Source organism: Azospira sp. APE16 (assembly GCF_047901315.1).
Classification (GTDB): Bacteria; Pseudomonadota; Gammaproteobacteria; order Burkholderiales; family Rhodocyclaceae; genus Azospira; species Azospira oryzae.
The window spans coordinates 686,379-701,678 of the sequence record NZ_CP179682.1; the positions used below are offsets into that span (position 1 = coordinate 686,379).

12 protein-coding genes are annotated in these 15,300 nt (G+C 64.6%); 7 read left to right on the forward strand and 5 right to left on the reverse strand.

Going from position 1 to position 15,300, the window contains the following annotated elements; translation table 11 throughout:
- Genes ACLSSQ_RS03490 through ACLSSQ_RS03500 form a run of 3 tightly spaced genes read right to left on the reverse strand, consistent with a single transcriptional unit; the run spans position 1 to position 4,241 of the window.
- The gene (locus tag ACLSSQ_RS03490; RefSeq protein WP_416243803.1) at positions 1-1,575 is read right to left on the reverse strand and encodes a type I restriction-modification system subunit M; all 1,575 of its coding nucleotides are present in this window, start codon (positions 1,573-1,575) and stop codon (positions 1-3) included.
- Positions 1,572-3,323 carry a DUF262 domain-containing protein gene (locus tag ACLSSQ_RS03495; protein ID WP_088861486.1) on the reverse strand — a complete coding sequence of 584 codons (1,752 nt, stop codon included), beginning with the start codon at positions 3,321-3,323 and terminating at the stop codon, positions 1,572-1,574. Before ACLSSQ_RS03495 ends, ACLSSQ_RS03490 begins: the two co-directional genes overlap by 4 nt.
- Before the next feature lie 15 nt (positions 3,324-3,338).
- Positions 3,339-4,241 carry a transcriptional regulator gene (locus ACLSSQ_RS03500; protein ID WP_416243804.1) on the reverse strand — a complete coding sequence of 301 codons (903 nt, stop codon included), beginning with the start codon at positions 4,239-4,241 and terminating at the stop codon, positions 3,339-3,341.
- Positions 4,242-4,684: 443 nt separating this feature from the next.
- Between ACLSSQ_RS03500 and ACLSSQ_RS03505 the strand changes: the two genes are divergently transcribed.
- The 6 genes from ACLSSQ_RS03505 (at position 4,685) to ACLSSQ_RS03530 (ending at position 12,661) form a co-directional block, all read left to right on the forward strand.
- The gene (locus tag ACLSSQ_RS03505; RefSeq protein ID WP_416243805.1) at positions 4,685-5,719 is read left to right on the forward strand and encodes a cytochrome-c peroxidase; all 1,035 of its coding nucleotides are present in this window, start codon (positions 4,685-4,687) and stop codon (positions 5,717-5,719) included.
- Complete coding sequence (locus ACLSSQ_RS03510; protein ID WP_416243806.1) at positions 5,716-8,634, forward strand: EAL domain-containing protein; 2,919 nt, start codon at positions 5,716-5,718, stop codon at positions 8,632-8,634. Before ACLSSQ_RS03505 ends, ACLSSQ_RS03510 begins: the two co-directional genes overlap by 4 nt.
- A 134-nt stretch (positions 8,635-8,768) precedes the next feature.
- Positions 8,769-9,782: a sulfate ABC transporter substrate-binding protein gene (locus ACLSSQ_RS03515; protein WP_014235382.1), complete on the forward strand. Its 1,014-nt coding sequence runs from the start codon at positions 8,769-8,771 to the stop codon at positions 9,780-9,782.
- A gap of 74 nt (positions 9,783-9,856) precedes the next feature.
- The gene (gene cysT, locus ACLSSQ_RS03520; protein ID WP_014235381.1) at positions 9,857-10,705 is read left to right on the forward strand and encodes a sulfate ABC transporter permease subunit CysT; all 849 of its coding nucleotides are present in this window, start codon (positions 9,857-9,859) and stop codon (positions 10,703-10,705) included.
- Positions 10,702-11,568: a sulfate ABC transporter permease subunit CysW gene (cysW, locus tag ACLSSQ_RS03525; protein WP_014235380.1), complete on the forward strand. Its 867-nt coding sequence runs from the start codon at positions 10,702-10,704 to the stop codon at positions 11,566-11,568. The genes cysT and cysW overlap by 4 nt, the downstream gene beginning before the upstream one ends.
- Positions 11,569-11,578: 10 nt before the next feature.
- Positions 11,579-12,661 carry a sulfate/molybdate ABC transporter ATP-binding protein gene (locus ACLSSQ_RS03530; protein WP_130459187.1) on the forward strand — a complete coding sequence of 361 codons (1,083 nt, stop codon included), beginning with the start codon at positions 11,579-11,581 and terminating at the stop codon, positions 12,659-12,661.
- 180 nt (positions 12,662-12,841) lie between these two features.
- Here the strand turns inward: ACLSSQ_RS03530 and folE2 are convergent, their stop codons facing one another.
- Entirely contained in the window at positions 12,842-13,645 is an 804-nt protein-coding gene (gene folE2, locus ACLSSQ_RS03535) for a GTP cyclohydrolase FolE2 (protein WP_152089826.1), read from the reverse strand.
- 45 nt (positions 13,646-13,690) lie between these two features.
- Positions 13,691-14,260: a glutathione peroxidase gene (locus tag ACLSSQ_RS03540; RefSeq protein ID WP_416243807.1), complete on the reverse strand. Its 570-nt coding sequence runs from the start codon at positions 14,258-14,260 to the stop codon at positions 13,691-13,693.
- A 192-nt stretch (positions 14,261-14,452) separates the two neighbouring features.
- Here ACLSSQ_RS03540 and ACLSSQ_RS03545 point away from each other — a divergent pair, with 192 nt between their 5' ends.
- The gene (locus tag ACLSSQ_RS03545) at positions 14,453-15,280 is read left to right on the forward strand and encodes a ferritin-like domain-containing protein (RefSeq protein ID WP_416243808.1); all 828 of its coding nucleotides are present in this window, start codon (positions 14,453-14,455) and stop codon (positions 15,278-15,280) included.
- Positions 15,281-15,300 lie beyond the last annotated feature (20 nt).

Sequence of the window (15,300 nt, forward strand, 5' to 3'; positions counted from 1 at the left end):
TTATTCTCCTTCCAGATCGGCCACAATGGCATCGATCTGCTCCCTTAATTCTGCTTGCCGCGCCACGATACGGCTGATTTTGGCGTTGAGTACCCGAATATCCACTGCCTCGCGCTCGTCTTTCTGCTCAACGTAACTGGACACGGCGATGTTGTAGCCGTTGGCAGCAATATCGCCGTTCTCGACCAGCCGTGCGAAGTGCTCCATGCTCTGGCGGCCGGTGAAGGCATCGAGGATTTTTTGCTGGTGTTCGGGCAGTAGCTTGTTCTTGTTGCCGCTGCGCACGAACTCGGCACTGGCATCGATAAACAGCGTAGCGTTATCGTGCTTGGATTTCTTCAGGATAATGATGCAGGTGGCAATCGTGGTGCCGAAGAACAGGTCGGGCGGCAGCTGGATCACGGCATCGACATAGTTGTTGTCGATGAGGTACTGGCGGATTTTTTGCTCCGCACCACCGCGATAGAGTACGCCGGGAAACTCGACAATCGCCGCCGTGCCGTTGACCGCCAGCCAGCTCAGGATGTGCAGGGTAAAGGCGAGGTCGGCCTTGCTCTTGGGGGCGAGCACACCCGCAGGGGCAAAGCGCGGATCGTTGATGAGCAGCGGGTTGGCATCGCCATCCCATTTGATCGAGTACGGCGGATTGGAGACGATGGCTTCAAACGGCTCGTCATCCCAGTGCGCTGGATCGGTAAGCGTGTCGCCATGGGCGATGTGGAACTTTTCATAGTTCACATCGTGCAGAAACATGTTGATCCGGCACAGGTTGTAGGTGGTCAGGTTGATCTCCTGCCCGTAGAAGCCCTGGCGCACCGCGTCATGGCCCAAGACCTTCACGAAATTGAGCAGCAACGAGCCGGAGCCGCAGGCGGGGTCGTAGACCTTGTTGACCTCGCTTTTGCCGACCACGGTGATGCGGGCCAGCAGTTCGGAGACCTCCTGCGGCGTGTAGAACTCACCGCCCGACTTGCCAGCGGTAGAGGCGTACATCTGCATCAGATATTCGTAGGCGTCGCCGAACAGGTCGATGGTGTTTTCCGTAAACCCGCCATCGCTGCTGGCCAACGGCAGGTCGCCGATGGCGTCGAGCAACTTGACCAGTTTTTCGTTGCGCTTGGCCACGGTGGGGCCGAGCTTGCTGCTGTTGACATCGAGGTCGTCGAACAGGCCCTTGATGTCGTCCTCGGAATCGCTGCCCGTGGCCGAGCCCTCGATGTCGGCAAAGATGCGTGAGAGCGTTTCGTTGAGGTTGGCATCATGCCGGGCGCGGGCGCGCACGTTGGCAAACAGTTCGGACGGCAGGATGTAAAAGCCTTTTTCCTTCACCGTCTCGGCACGACCGAATTCGGCATCGTTATCTGAGAGTTCTGCGTAGTCGAAGTCCGGGGTGCCCGCGCGGCGCTCCTGCTCATTGAGGTAGCTGGTCAGGTTCTCCGAGATGAAGCGGTAGAACAGCATCCCGAGCACGTAGGTTTTGAAGTCCCATCCATCGACGCTGCCGCGCAGGTCATTGGCGATGCGCCAGATGGTTTTGTGCAGCTCGGCGCGTTCGAGTTCTTTGTTGTTGCTCACGATGTCAAACCTCCCGCCGTTACCGCAGCAGCAGGAAGGCTGTTGTCAGCTGCAATCTCAAGATTCCAATGCGTGCTCAATACGTTTACAAGGCGCTTTTGCCGTGCAGTCAGCAGCGTGGGCGTCCACTCGCTTTCCGATCTGACTTCCTGCGTCAGCACGAAGGGTGAAGCGGTGCCCTTGCCTCTGAAGTAGGCATCTTTCTTCTTGGCAAAGTCGTAATTGCTGGCAGACGAGTTCTTGTTCCTATCCAGCGGAACCAGATTGGCCAAACGGTGCGTCCAGCCATCGCGCTCGTCTTCATCCGGGAACCACTTGATCCAGTCCGAACTGTCGGGCGGTGTTTGCGGCAGGACGTGCTCCAGCGACACGGCATCTTGAAGCTGCACGCCGGGCGCGCGCACCAAGGACTCAAGACGCAAGACGAGCGCCATCCGTGCCTTGGGCAGATCGTCGTACACGTCTCCATCGAGTGCCGCGACGAACTTGCGCTTTTGCGCGTCTGTCAGTGCCAGCGTGGTGAGTGCAACCAGATTTCCCTTGAAGGTCTCCGGTTCGATTTCCTTGGTGAGCGCAGCGTAGGTTTCGATGCGCTCGTTGATGCCGACCTTGGTGACCAGCAGGAAGTAGGTCAGGCGTTCCAGTGACTGGAAAAATTCGGCAAGCAGTTTGGGCTGCTGCCGGAAGCGCTTGAAATAAACAAGTGCTGGGGGCACCCAGTCCTTGAAGTCCACACGATTGAGCCACGACAAGTGCTCGTTGATGGTTTCAGCGTGCTCGGTGGCCTCGAAGTCGGCATCGCGCACGAAGTCCCACACTTCGGCATAGGGTTTGATGACCTTGTCGACGAGGTCGATAGGGGCCTTGTACTCGGTGACGTGCTCCTGGAACTCCTTGACCAGGATGTACTTCTGCTTCTTCTTGGCATAGATGCTGCGAATGTGGCCAAACAGGTCACCGAAGGCGTCGCGACCCAGTGAGCTTTCGATCCGGCTCCACTCTTTCGCGTATGCGCGGCTTTTGACTTCGCCTGCCGTGGTACGGATCAGGCCAAGCACCTGCGCCTTGATGATGTCGATAGGCGCGAGGTCGAGCCCCCGATTGTTGAGTACGGAGAAGATGCGGTACGCGGCTTCGAGGTCGGGCGTGGAGATGACAACCAGCGAACAGTCGTTGGCGAGGAACTGCCACAGCGCAATGAGGTCGGCAGGCGGAAGCGCCTTGGCCTTTTCGAGCAGCAGCGTGGCGTTTTCACGGTAACGCAGACGGCTGTCTTTCAGCTTGTCCGTACTGGCGACCAACTGTGCGATGCCACCCGGTTCCTGAATGTTGGTGCGGAAGAAGTCGGCATCCTCCTCGCGAGCTGTCAGGCGGTACTCGTTCTTCTCGCCAAGACTGACCTTGCCCTTTTTGTAGAGGAAGTCGGTGATGTCGTCTGCAGCATCCGGCATCACGGTGCGCAACACGGCGAATAGCATCGTGAGCGTAGACAGGCGTTGCTGGCCGTCGACCACCGATGACTTTGGGTCCCGGTCGTTCTTGATCAGAACGATGCTACCCAAAAAGTATTGGCTGCTGGCCCCCGAGACGCGCGCGTCCTGCATCGCCGAATACAGGTCATCGAACAGCTCTGTGGCCTGCTCGGTTGTCCAGGCGTAGGGGCGCTGGTAGTCCGGAATCTCGAACTGGTAGCTGCCTTCGAAGATCTCCCGGATCAGCTTGTCGTGGGCTTCAAGTGTCTTGGCCATTGTGTTTTTCTTTCCCTATCGATTCTTTGAGCTGGTCGGCGCTTGGTAGCCAGGAGCCAGCTTTGCGTTTTCCACCCCGTACAAAGCCAGGGGATCGCTGAGCCATAGTCGGTACTGTTCTTCCTTGAGCCGGTGGTCGGGCGAGCAGTCCACGCTCCAGCGCAGCAGCATGTAGCCCGCGACGGCAGCGCGAACGCGCATCCGAATCGAGCCGTCGGTCATCCCGTAGTCCATCTTGATGATCTCGGGGCGCTCAAGGCGCGGGTGCGGGACGAAGTCCAGTTCGACGATGCGCGTCCACTGGATGTCGTTGTCCGGCCGTTCGTTGGCCTGTGGCTCCTCGTCGAGCAGGGTCGGGGCTTCGATGCGCGTCACGACGAAATCGCGAAACTCTCCGCTCTTGCGATCAAAGGCACGGACGTGCCAGCGCAGGCCGGTGTCGACAAGGGCGAACGGGACGATGACCCGTTCGGACTCACCGCTGCTCATCGAGTGGTAGCGGATGGCGACGGGCCGCTTGGCGTGGATGGCCCGGCAGATCGGAGCCAACACATCCATCCTGGGGTTGCTCAGGGCGGTGGGAGATTCGCAGGGCAGCAGCGGCTGCGTTGCGCCGTTCACGCCATCGCCGAAGCCGAGAGCCAGCGCCGACAGCACGCGCTGCGATGTGTGGTCGAACAGCGGGGAGAACGCCTGCCCGATGCGGTAGACCTTGTTGCTACCGTCAAAGGTGATGTTCTGCGGCGCGACTTCCCGGTAAAGCGCCAAGTCGCGCGTCGCCCCAGCCGGAGCCACACCGAAACGGTCGATCAGGTCTGGGCGACCGATCTCACCGAAAAAGTAGAGCCGGAAGTCGATGTAGGCCAGTCGCTCGCGCTGGGCGTGGCTCAAGCTCTCGACGCGCTGGGGTTGAGTCACCGAAGGCTCCTCATCCAAGACGGACGACCGAAAGACTGCGATTGGTTTTATGTTTGTCCATTGCTAGGCGGTTCATATCATCAAACTGATGACATTATGCGCCACAACTTGGACTGCAACAACACGGACGTAGCTACGCGTCAGGAGTCAAGTTCGATTCCGTGTTTGGGGATCAAACTGCAGACTTTTCGCTGCCAACGACAGTAAGTAAATGCGCGGGGGCACTCTTTCTTACCGCAAGTTCCCACTGTCGTATATAATCTTGCCCATGGTGTCCTCGCCGGTGAGGCAGGAAGGTTCTCTCTAGTAGGGGACTACACCACCAAGATTCGATAAAAAGGGACAGGCGCGAGCCTGTCCCTTTTTTGTTTTATGCTGTCGGTTAAGGGTGGATTCCGGCATCAGACCGGAAGCGCCGAGTTCAACGAGGTTGGAGCACGTCCATGGCGAAGCCGGCAGGTCTTCCCAATTTGCGCCTGTTCGCAGTGATCTGCGTACTGGCCGTTACGGCGGTGGGGGCGTTGCTGTATCCGCACCTGGCGGCCTCGCCCGATGCCGCGGTCGAACCCATGCCCGCCCTGCTGGCGACCACCCCGATCCGCCCCGGCGAGCCCCTGCTGCCCCTGCCCGACAGCCTGCCGGTGGACCCGGCCAAGGTGGCTCTGGGGCGCCTCCTCTTCAACGATCCCCGCCTCTCCCGCGACGACTCCCTGGCCTGTGCCGGCTGCCATGACCTGCAGCGGGGCGGTGCCGACGGCATGCCGGTGTCCCGCGGGGTGGACGGCAAGAAGGGCGGCATCAATGCCCCCACGGTGCTCAATGCCGCCTTCAATTTCCGCCAGTTCTGGGACGGCCGCGCCGCCACCCTGGAGGAGCAGGTGGAAGGTCCGGTGCACAATCCGCTGGAAATGGCGGCGGATTGGGACCAGGTGCTGGCCAAGCTGCAGGCCGACAAGGAACTGCGCAGCCGCTTTGCCAGTGCCTATCCGGCCGGGCTGACGGCGGCTACGGTGCGCCACGCCATTGCCGAGTACGAACGCTCCCTGCTCACCCCCTCCCGTTTCGACCGCTGGCTGCGGGGCGACGACACCGCCCTGTCCGACGAGGAAAAGGCCGGTTACCGCCTGTTCAAGCGCCACGGCTGCTCTTCCTGCCACCAGGGAGTGAATGTGGGCGGCAACCTGTTCCAGCGCTTCGGCGTCATGGACAACTACTTCGCCAACAAGAAGGCCCTGACCGCCGCCGACATGGGGCGTTTCAACGTCACCGGCCGGGACGAGGATCGGCATGTGTTCAAGGTGCCTACCCTGCGCAACGTGGCGCTCACCGCCCCCTATTTCCACGACGCCGCCACTTCCTCCCTGGACGAGGCGGTGGCCCTCATGGGGCGCTACCAGTTGGGCGTGGAACTGCCGGCCCGGGATGTAACCCTGATCGTCACCTTCCTGCAGTCCCTCAACGGGGACGTGCGGCCATGACCCGCCTGCCGTCCTGGAAGGGCGCCGCCCCCTGGCTGCTGGTGCTGATCCTCACCGTCATCCTGGTGGGGCTGTTCCAGCGCAGCACCGGGGCCGACGTCGCCGAGCAGGCCCGGGTCGAGGCCCTGGTGCATGAGATCGTCGCCCTGGACGCCCGCCTCAACCAGGACCTGCTCAAGCTGCGCCACCGTCAGTTGCAGGACTACGACGCGGTGGCGGCGGCGGACGAGCGCATTTCCGCCCTGCTGCAACGCCTGCAGGCGGAACTGCAGCGCCACGGCAGCGAGGCCATGACCCCGGTGCTGGCCCTGTGGCAGGAAAAGCGGGAAGGACTGGAGCGCTTCAAGCAGCAGAATGCCCTGCTGCGCAATTCCCAGGACCACTTCCTCAATCTCTCCAGCCAGCTCCTGCGTGCCAGCGACAGCCTGGACGGCCGCGGCAGCGTGCCCCACAGCGCCCTGCTGGCGACGGTGGGGCGGGAAATCATGGAGTTCCTCATCCGCGGCGAGGCCGACGACATGCCGGCGGTGGCCGCCGACCTCTCCGCCCTGCAGGACCAGGTCGTCGGCTGGCCCCTGGAGGTGCGGCGCCAGGTGCTGCTGATGACGGCCCACGGCCAGCAGGTGCTGCACCATCGCCTGGACGTGGAGAGTCTGCTCAACGAACTCACCGGCAGCCCCTTCGCCGGCAGCCTGGAGGCCTCCTACCGGGACTACAGCGAAATCTACCGCCAGGACCTGAAGCAGGCAGAAAGCTACCGCCTGCTGCTGGCCCTGTTTGCCCTGTTCCTCATCGCCACCGTGGTCTACATCATGGTGGAGCTGAAGAAGTCGGCCCTGGAGCTGGGCCACAGCCATGCCTTCCTCGACAACATCGCCAATACCCTGGCCGAAGGCATCCTGGCCCTGGACCGGGGCGGGCGCATCACCTTCGCCAACCAGCGGGCCGAAGCCCTGCTGGGGGCGGCGCCGGGCGGCCTGCTCGGCCGCGATGCCGCCACGGTGCTGTGGCCCGGCGCGGCGCCGGCCGAGGTTTCCGGCCTGGCCGGGGCCCTGGCCACCGGCGCCGTGTTCGAGGGCGAGGACGATTTCGTGCGCAGCGACGGCAGTGCCTTCCCGGTGGCCGTGCTGGGGGCGCCCCTGCGGGGCGGCGAGGGCGACACCGACCAGGCCGGCTACGTGGCCTCCTTCCGCGACATCAGCGAAATCAAGCAGGCTGAGGCCCGCCTGCATCTGGCGGCCCGGGTCTTCGACAGCCTGGGCGAGGCCATGGTGGTGACCGATGCCCGGGGCCGCATCCAGTCGGTCAATCCGGCCTTCTCCGAGGTCACCGGCTATTCCGAGGCGGACGCCCGGGGCCGGGCGCCGGGCCACATCCTGGCCTCGGGACAGCACGATCCGGCCTTCTATGCCCAGATGTGGCAGAGCCTGCAGGAGCAGGGCAAGTGGCAGGGCGAAGTGATCAACCGGCGCAAGTCCGGCGAGACCTATCCGGAGTGGCTGTCCATCACCGCCATCAAGGACGGGGCCGGCCAGGTCAGCCAGTACGTGGGCCTGTTCACCGATATCACCGACCGCAAGCAGGCCGAGGCCCACATCCACCACCTGGCCTACCACGACCCCCTCACCGGCCTGCCCAACCGCCGCCTTTTCTACGACCGCCTGGAAAACGCCCTGCGCCAGGCCCACCGCTCCCGGCGCAAGCTGGCGGTGCTGCTGCTGGACCTGGACCGCTTCAAGGCGGTGAACGACACCCTGGGCCACGACCAGGGCGACCTGCTGCTCAAGGAAGTGGGGGCCCGCCTCAGCCTGTGCCTGCGGGAGGGCGACACCCTGGCCCGCCTGGGCGGCGACGAGTTCGTCCTGCTGCTGCCCGAAGTGCTGTCGGCGGAGGATGCCAGCATCGTCGCCGGCAAGCTGTTGGCCCAGTTCGACCAGCCGGTGCGGCTCGGGGAGCGGGAGATTTTTGCCTCCACCTCCATCGGCATCGCCCTTTACCCGGCCGACGGGGAGGACGGGGAGTCCCTGCTCAAGCATGCCGACGTGGCCATGTACGCGGCCAAGGACGGCGGCCGGGCGGCCTACCGCTTCTTCATCGCCAGCCACAACGAGCGTTCCCTGGAGCGGCTGGAACTGGAGAACGACCTGCGCCGGGCCGTCGAGGGCGAGCAGCTGCTGCTCTACTACCAGCCCCAGATCGGTGCCAGCAGCGGCCGCATCGCCGGGGTCGAGGCCCTGGTGCGCTGGCGCCATCCGACCCGGGGCCTGGTCATGCCCGACAGCTTCATCGCCCTGGCGGAAAACGCCGGCCTCATCGACGCCATCGGCCACTGGTGCCTGGTGGCCGCCTGCCGCCAGCTGCGGGCCTGGCAGGAGCAGGGGGTGCCGGTGCCGCGGGTGGCGGTGAATGTCTCGGCCCGCCAGCTGCGGCGCTGGGACTTCGCCCAGGAGGTGCTGCAGGTGGTGACCCAGAGCGGCATCGACCCGGCCGGCCTGGAACTGGAACTGACGGAAAGCTCCCTGGCCGACGACCCGGAACAGATCCTGGCCATCTTCAGCACCCTGCGCCAGGCCGGGGTGCGGGTCTCCATCGACGATTTCGGCACCGGCTATTCCTCCCTTTCCTATCTCTCCCGGTATCCGGTGGACGAGGTGAAGATCGACCGCAGCTTCGTCTCCCGCCTCCTGGACGACCGGGAGGCGCGCTCCGTGGTGCGGGCGGTGATCCTCCTGGCCCACGGCCTGGGCATGCGCACCGTCGCCGAAGGGGTGGAGACCGAGGCCCAGTGGCAGGTGCTGAGCGACCTGGATTGCGACGAACTACAGGGCTACCTGTTCAGCAAGCCGGTGCCGCCGCACCAGATTCCCCTGCTCAAGGGCGACTGGCAGCGCAGCGAGAGCCGCCTGCCGGTGTGACGGGCAAGGGCCGTACGGGCCTTTGCTTTATGCGTTTTCTCAAATAAACAAATAGCCAAAGAAGCTTTGTGGTTCTAAACACCTTGTTTAGAGTTCGCTTCTGAAGAGTCAGCCATCGCTGGAAGGAACCCCCCATGAAGAACGCCGTTTCCCCCGTTTCCCGCCTGTTCGCCGCCCTGCTCCTGGCGGGCGGCCTGGTCGCCCCGGCCCTGGCCGATGTCACCCTGCTCAACGCCTCCTACGATGTGGCCCGGGATTTCTACAAGGACTACAACCCCATGTTCACCAAGCACTGGCAGGCCAAGGCCGGTGAGAAGGTGGAGGTGAAGCAGTCCCACGGCGGTTCCTCCAAGCAGGTGCGGGCCGTGGCCGACGGCCTGGAAGCGGACGTGGTGACCATGAACCAGGCCACCGACGTCGATTACCTGGCCGACAAGGGCCTGGTGGCCAAGGACTACGCCAAGAAATTCCCCAACAACGCCTCGCCCTACACCTCCACCATGGTGTTCATCGTGCGCAAGGGCAATCCCAAGGCCCTGAAGGACTGGTCCGACCTGGCCAAGTCCGGCGTCGAAGTGATCGTGCCCCACCCCAAGAACACCGGCAACGGCCGCTACACCTACCTGGCCGCCTGGGGCTACGCCCTCAAGCAGCCCGGCGGCAACGACAAGAGCGCCCTGGAATTCGTCGGCAAGATCCTGAAGAACGCCCCCCTGTTCGCCGCCGGCGGCCGGGATGCCACCACCACCTTCATGCAGCGCCGCCTGGGCGACGTGCTGGTCACCTTCGAGTCCGAGGCCGAGCTGATCGCCAAGGAGTTCGGCCGCGGCGAGTTCGAGGTGGTTTATCCCAGCGTTTCCATCCTGGCCGAGTTCCCGGTGGCCGTGGTGGACAAGGTGGTGGATAAGAAGGGCAGCCGCAAGCAGGCCCAGGCCTACCTGGACTACCTGTGGTCCAAGGAAGGCCAGGAGAACGCCGCCCAGAACTACCTGCGGCCCCGGGATGCGGAAGTGCTGAAGAAGTATGCCGCCCAGTTCCCCAACATCAAGACCTTCTCCGTGGATGAAGTGTTCGGGGGCTGGAGCAAGGCGGCCAAGGCCCACTTCGTCGATGGCGGCTCCTTCGACCAGCTCTACGTGCAGAAGTAATCCACCCCCGCCCACGACCCCCACGGCGCCGGGCCGGCCTGCAAGGCTCCCCGGCGCCGTCGTTTGAGAAACCCATGTCAGCCAAGAAAAACAACGTCCTCCCCGGCTTCGGCCTGGCCCTGGGCTACACCCTGGTGTACCTCTCGGTGCTGGTGCTGATCCCCCTGGGCGGCCTGGTGCTCAAGTCCACCGCCCTGACCTTCGCCCAGTTCTGGGACATCGCCACCACCGAGCGGGCCCTCGCGGCCTATCGGGTGACCTTCGGCGCCTCGGCCCTGGCCGCCGTCATCAACGCCTTCTTCGGCCTCATCGTGGCCTGGGTGCTGGTGCGCTACGACTTCCCCGGCAAGCGCCTGATCGACTCCTTCGTCGATCTGCCCTTCGCCCTGCCCACCGCCGTGGCCGGCATCACCCTGGCCACCCTCTATTCCACCAACGGCTGGATCGGCAAGTACCTGGAACCCCTGGGCCTGAAGGTGGCGTACACGCCCCTGGGCATCGTCGTGGCCCTCACTTTCATCGGCCTGCCCTTCGTGGTGCGCACCCTGCAGCCGGTGATCGAGGACATCGAGCCGGAAGTGGAGGAGGCCGCCGCCACCCTGGGCGCCTCCCGCTGGCAGACCTTCCGCCGCATCATCTTCCCAGCCATCTTCCCGGCCCTGCTCACCGGTTTCGCCCTGTCCTTCTCCCGGGCCGTGGGCGAGTACGGCTCGGTGATCTTCATCGCCGGCAACATGCCCCTCATTTCCGAGATCACGCCCCTGCTCATCATTTCCAAGCTGGAGCAGTACGACTACGTGGGCGCCACCGCCCTGGCGGTGGTGATGCTGGGCATTTCCTTCGTCCTGCTGCTGGCCATCAACGGTCTGCAGTGGTGGGCCGCCAACCGACACAACAACCGCAATACCGGAGGCGAGCAATGAGCGTGCGCCGTGCCAATACCGAACCGGCCTGGGTGCGCTACACCCTGCTGACCCTGGCCTTCGCCTTCCTCGCCCTGTTCCTCGGCGTGCCCCTGGCGGCGGTCTTCGCCGAAGCCCTGCGGGGCGGCTGGGAAGCCTATGTCAACGGCCTGCTGGACCCGGAGGCCCGCAGTGCCGTGACCCTGACCCTGGCGGTGGCGGCCATCGCCGTGCCTCTCAATGTGGCCTTCGGCATTGCCGCCAGCTGGGCCATCGCCAAGTTCGAGTTCCGCGGCAAGAGCCTGCTGATCACCCTGATCGACCTGCCCTTTGCCGTCAGCCCGGTCATCGCCGGCCTCATCTTCGTGCTGATGTTCGGCGCCCAGGGCTATTTCGGTCCCTGGCTCGCCGAGCACGACGTGAAGATCGTCTTCGCCGTGCCCGGCATCATCCTGGCCACCCTCTTCGTCACCTTCCCCTTCGTCGCCCGGGAAATGATTCCCCTGATGCAGGCCCAGGGCAAGGACGAGGAGGAGGCCGCCGTCTCCCTCGGCGCCTCCGGCTTCCAGATGTTCTGGCGGGTGACCCTGCCCAACATCAAGTGGGGCCTGCTGTACGGGGTGATCCTGGCCAATGCCCGGGCCATGGGCGAGTTCGGCGCCGTCTCCGTGGTCTCCGGCCACATCCGCGGCGAGACCAACACCCTGCCCCTGCACGTGGAAATTCTCTACAACGAATACAACGCCATCGGTGCCTTCGCCTCGGCCTCCGTCCTCGCCCTCCTGGCCCTGGTCACCCTGGTGGCCAAGACCCTGGTGGAGTGGCGCATGCGGGCCGAGACCGCGATGCTGACCGCCGAACTGCCCCCCGAGAAAACCAACTGAGCCTGCCGCCATGAGTATCGAAATCCGCAACATCGCCAAGCGTTTCGGCAACTTCGTCGCCCTCGACGACGTCTCCCTTTCCATCCCCACCGGCGAGCTGGTGGCCCTGCTGGGCCCCTCCGGCTGCGGCAAGACCACCCTGCTGCGCATCATCGCCGGCATGGAAACGGCGGACGAGGGCCAGGTCATGTTCGAGGGCAGCGAGGCCACCCACCTCCATGCCCGGGAGCGCCAGGTGGGCTTCGTCTTCCAGCACTACGCCCTGTTCCGCCACATGAACGTGTTCGAGAACGTGGCCTTCGGTCTGCGGGTCAAGCCGCGCAAGGAGCGGCCCAGCGAGTCCGAGATCCGCAAGCGGGTCATGGACCTGCTCTCCCTGGTGCAGCTGGACTGGCTGGCGGACCGCTACCCGACCCAGCTTTCCGGCGGTCAGCGTCAGCGCATCGCCCTGGCCCGGGCCCTGGCGGTGGAACCCAAGGTGCTGCTGCTGGACGAGCCCTTCGGCGCCCTCGACACCAAGGTGCGCAAGGAACTGCGCCGCTGGCTGCGCCGCCTGCACGACGAGATGCACATCTCCTCCGTCTTCGTCACCCACGACCAGGAAGAGGCCCTGGAAGTGGCGGACCGGGTGGTGGTGATGAACAAGGGCCGCATCGAACAGGTGGGTTCCCCGGACGAGGTCTATTCCAACCCGGCCAGTCCCTTCGTCTATCAGTTCCTCGGCAACGTGAACGTCTTCCACAGCCGGGTCCATGGCGCCTGGGCCGAGGTGGCCCGGGACGACGTGCCCGCCGGCCAGGAGGCGGTGGCCTTCATCCGCCCCCACGATATCGACATCGACACCGTGGCCACGCCCGAATCCCTGGAGGCCAAGGTCAGCTACGTGCAGACCATCGGCCCCCTGGTGCGGGTGGAGGTGATCCACCAGGGTGAACTGGTGGAAGTGGAACTGACCCGGGAACGCCAGCAGGTGCTGGGCCTGACGGCCGGCCAGCAGGTGTGGCTGAAGCCGCGCCAGGTCAAGGTCTTCGCCAACGGCGAGGGGGCGGTGGCGCCGGCTCAGGCCCAGGAAAAGCAGCCCTTCCTGTTCTGAGGCGTCGTTTTACAACGGGTGCCCGCTAAAGCAGAAGGGGCGCCATTCTTCGGCAATGCATGCCGGAGAATGGCGCCCCTCTTGCGTTTCAGGGCATGGCTTGGATGAATCCCTTGCCCTGCCTCAGGTCGCCGGGTCTTGGCGGTCGGGCCTCAGGCGCCGGGTTTCAGGCACCGGATCTCAGACATTTTCGCCGCACAGCTCGGCGTAGGCCGAGTGGTTGTGGATGGACTCGAAATTCTCCGAAGCCACCGACCAGCGGCCGATGCGGGGCTCGGCCATAAGGCGCAGGGCGATGTCCCGCACCAGGTCCTCGACGAACTTGGGATTGTCGTAGGCCCGTTCGGTGACCCACTTCTCGTCCGGGCGCTTCAAGAGGCCGAAGACCTCGCAGGAGGCTTCCTCCTCGGCCAGGCGCACCAGTTCCTCCACCGCCATGGGCTGGCGCAGTTCGGCGCTGATGGTGATGTGGGAGCGCTGGTTGTGGGCGCCGTATTCGGAAATTTTTTTGGAGCAGGGGCAGAGGCTGGTGACCGGGGCGGTCACCGCCAGGGTGGTGCGGATCGGGGCGCCGGGCTGTTGCTCCACCTGCAGGCGCACGTCGTAGTCGAGCAGGCTGGAAACGCCGGAAACCGGGGCCGCCTTGGCGATGAAGTAGGGGAAGGCCAGGTCGATGCTGCCGCTCTCGGCCTGCAGGTGGCCCAGCATCTCCTGCAGCAGGGCCGGCAGGTCCGCCGCCTGCAGGGCGCCCCGGGGGCGTTCGAGAATTTCGACGAAGCGGGACATGTGGGTGCCCTTCACCTCCGGCGCCAGGCCCACGGCCATGGTCAGCTCGGCCACCGTGTGCTGCACGGCGCCGTCGGCGGCGGCCAGGGCCAGGGGATAGCGCAGGCCCTTCACGCCCACCTTCTGGATCGCCAGCTGGCGCTGATCCGGGGTGGCCTGGACATCGGGCAGGTGGAACATCTTGTCCGGTGCATTCATATCGTCTCTCCGTGGGGTTGGGGCGGCGTGGCGCCTTTTTGTCGTTCAGGGCTGGGCCAGGAAACGCTGGATGGCCTGGCGCAACTGGGGGTCGTTGGGCGTGGTGCGGCTGCCGAAGGACAGCACGGTCTTGCCGCTGCGGTCGATCAGGTACTTGTGGAAATTCCATTGCGGCACCTGGCCGGTGGTCTTGGCCAGGGCCTGGTAGAAGGGGGTGGCGTCCTTGCCCACCACCGAGGTCTTGGCCAGCATGGGGAAGCGCACGCCGTAGGTGAGGCGGCAGAAATCGGCGATCTCCTGGTTGGAGCCCGGTTCCTGCTGGCCGAAGTCGTTGGCCGGGAAGCCCAGCACCACCAGGCCCTGGCCCTTCAGTTCGGCGTAAAGGTCTTCCAGGCCGTCGTACTGGTTGGTGAAGCCGCAGTAGGAGGCGGTATTGACCACCAGCAGCACTTTGCCGGCGTACTGGCAGAGGGGCTGGGGCTTTTCGTCCTGCAGGGCGGGGAAGGTGTGCTGCAGCAGGGGAGGACAATCGGCGGCGCTGGCCGGCATGGCGGTTCCTATCAGGCTGAACAGGACGAGGAGGGCGGGCAGAACTCGGGCGGCAAGTCGGGGCATGAATCCTCCGGGCAGGGGCAGGTCGATGGCTCCAGGCCAGCAGCCCGGCTTACTCAAGACAGCAACTGGCGGCTCCGGGTTCCCGGCCCAGGCCTCCGCACGGAGGCGGACGCTGCAAAAAAGCAGGGAACCGGGCGGCATTGGCGCTGTCTCTAGCTGCGCGCCCCCAACTCCAACAGAGAAAACATAAAAATGCTCTACCCGGAACTCTTCACCAGCCTGGAAAAAGCCCGCTGGAACATGGCCGACGACATTCCCTGGGACCAGTTCGACGCCGGCCTGCTCTCCGACGAGCAGGCCATCACCATCAAGATGAACGCCATCACCGAATGGTCCGCCCTGCCGGCCACGGAGATGTTCCTGCGGGACAACAAGGACGATTCCGACTTTTCCGCCTTCATGTCCATCTGGTTCTACGAAGAGCAGAAGCATTCCCTGGTGCTGCAGGAATACCTGCGCCGCTTCCGTCCCGAGCTGGTGCCGACGGAGGAGGAGCTGCACGCCGTGCGCTTCGAGTTCGACCCGGCCCCGCCCCTGGAAACCCTGATGCTGCATTTCTGCGGCGAAGTGCGTCTGACCCAGTGGTACCGCCGGGCCAGCGAATGGCACACCGAACCGGTGATCAAGGCCATCTACGACCACATCTCCCGGGACGAGGCCCGCCACGGCGGGGCCTACCTCAAGTACATGAAGCGGGCCATCGACAAGTTCGGCGACAGCGCCCGGGCCGCCTTCGCCAAGCTGGGCATGCTGATGGCCGCCAGCGGCCGTTCCGGCAAGCCCCTGCACCCCACCAACCTGCACGTTAACCAGAGCCTCTTCCCCAACGACACGGTGCAAAGCCGCCTGCCGGACCCGGAATGGCTGGAACGCTGGCTCGACACCCAGATCTGTTTCGACAAGACCTGGGAAGTCCGGGTGGTGGGCGGCATCCTGCGCAACCTCTCCAGCCTCTTCGACCAGACCTTCGAGACGGTGCAGGACCTGAGCCGCTACCGCAAAAGCCTCAAGGTGGCCTGAGGCGGTCCCGCCGCTCCCCC

Bases quoted from the DNA above. Each gene is read 5' to 3' on its own strand.
- ACLSSQ_RS03495 (WP_088861486.1), bottom strand. From the start codon at position 3,323: ATGGCCAAGACACTTGAAGCCCACGACAAGCTGATCCGGGAGATCTTC.
- cysT (WP_014235381.1), top strand. From the start codon at position 9,857: ATGTCAGCCAAGAAAAACAACGTCCTCCCCGGCTTCGGCCTGGCCCTG.
- folE2 (WP_152089826.1), bottom strand. From the start codon at position 13,645: ATGAATGCACCGGACAAGATGTTCCACCTGCCCGATGTCCAGGCCACC.
- ACLSSQ_RS03505 (WP_416243805.1), top strand. From the start codon at position 4,685: ATGGCGAAGCCGGCAGGTCTTCCCAATTTGCGCCTGTTCGCAGTGATC.
- ACLSSQ_RS03540 (WP_416243807.1), bottom strand. From the start codon at position 14,260: ATGCCCCGACTTGCCGCCCGAGTTCTGCCCGCCCTCCTCGTCCTGTTC.
- ACLSSQ_RS03510 (WP_416243806.1), top strand. From the start codon at position 5,716: ATGACCCGCCTGCCGTCCTGGAAGGGCGCCGCCCCCTGGCTGCTGGTG.
- ACLSSQ_RS03545 (WP_416243808.1), top strand. From the start codon at position 14,453: ATGCTCTACCCGGAACTCTTCACCAGCCTGGAAAAAGCCCGCTGGAAC.
- cysW (WP_014235380.1), top strand. From the start codon at position 10,702: ATGAGCGTGCGCCGTGCCAATACCGAACCGGCCTGGGTGCGCTACACC.
- ACLSSQ_RS03515 (WP_014235382.1), top strand. From the start codon at position 8,769: ATGAAGAACGCCGTTTCCCCCGTTTCCCGCCTGTTCGCCGCCCTGCTC.
- ACLSSQ_RS03530 (WP_130459187.1), top strand. From the start codon at position 11,579: ATGAGTATCGAAATCCGCAACATCGCCAAGCGTTTCGGCAACTTCGTC.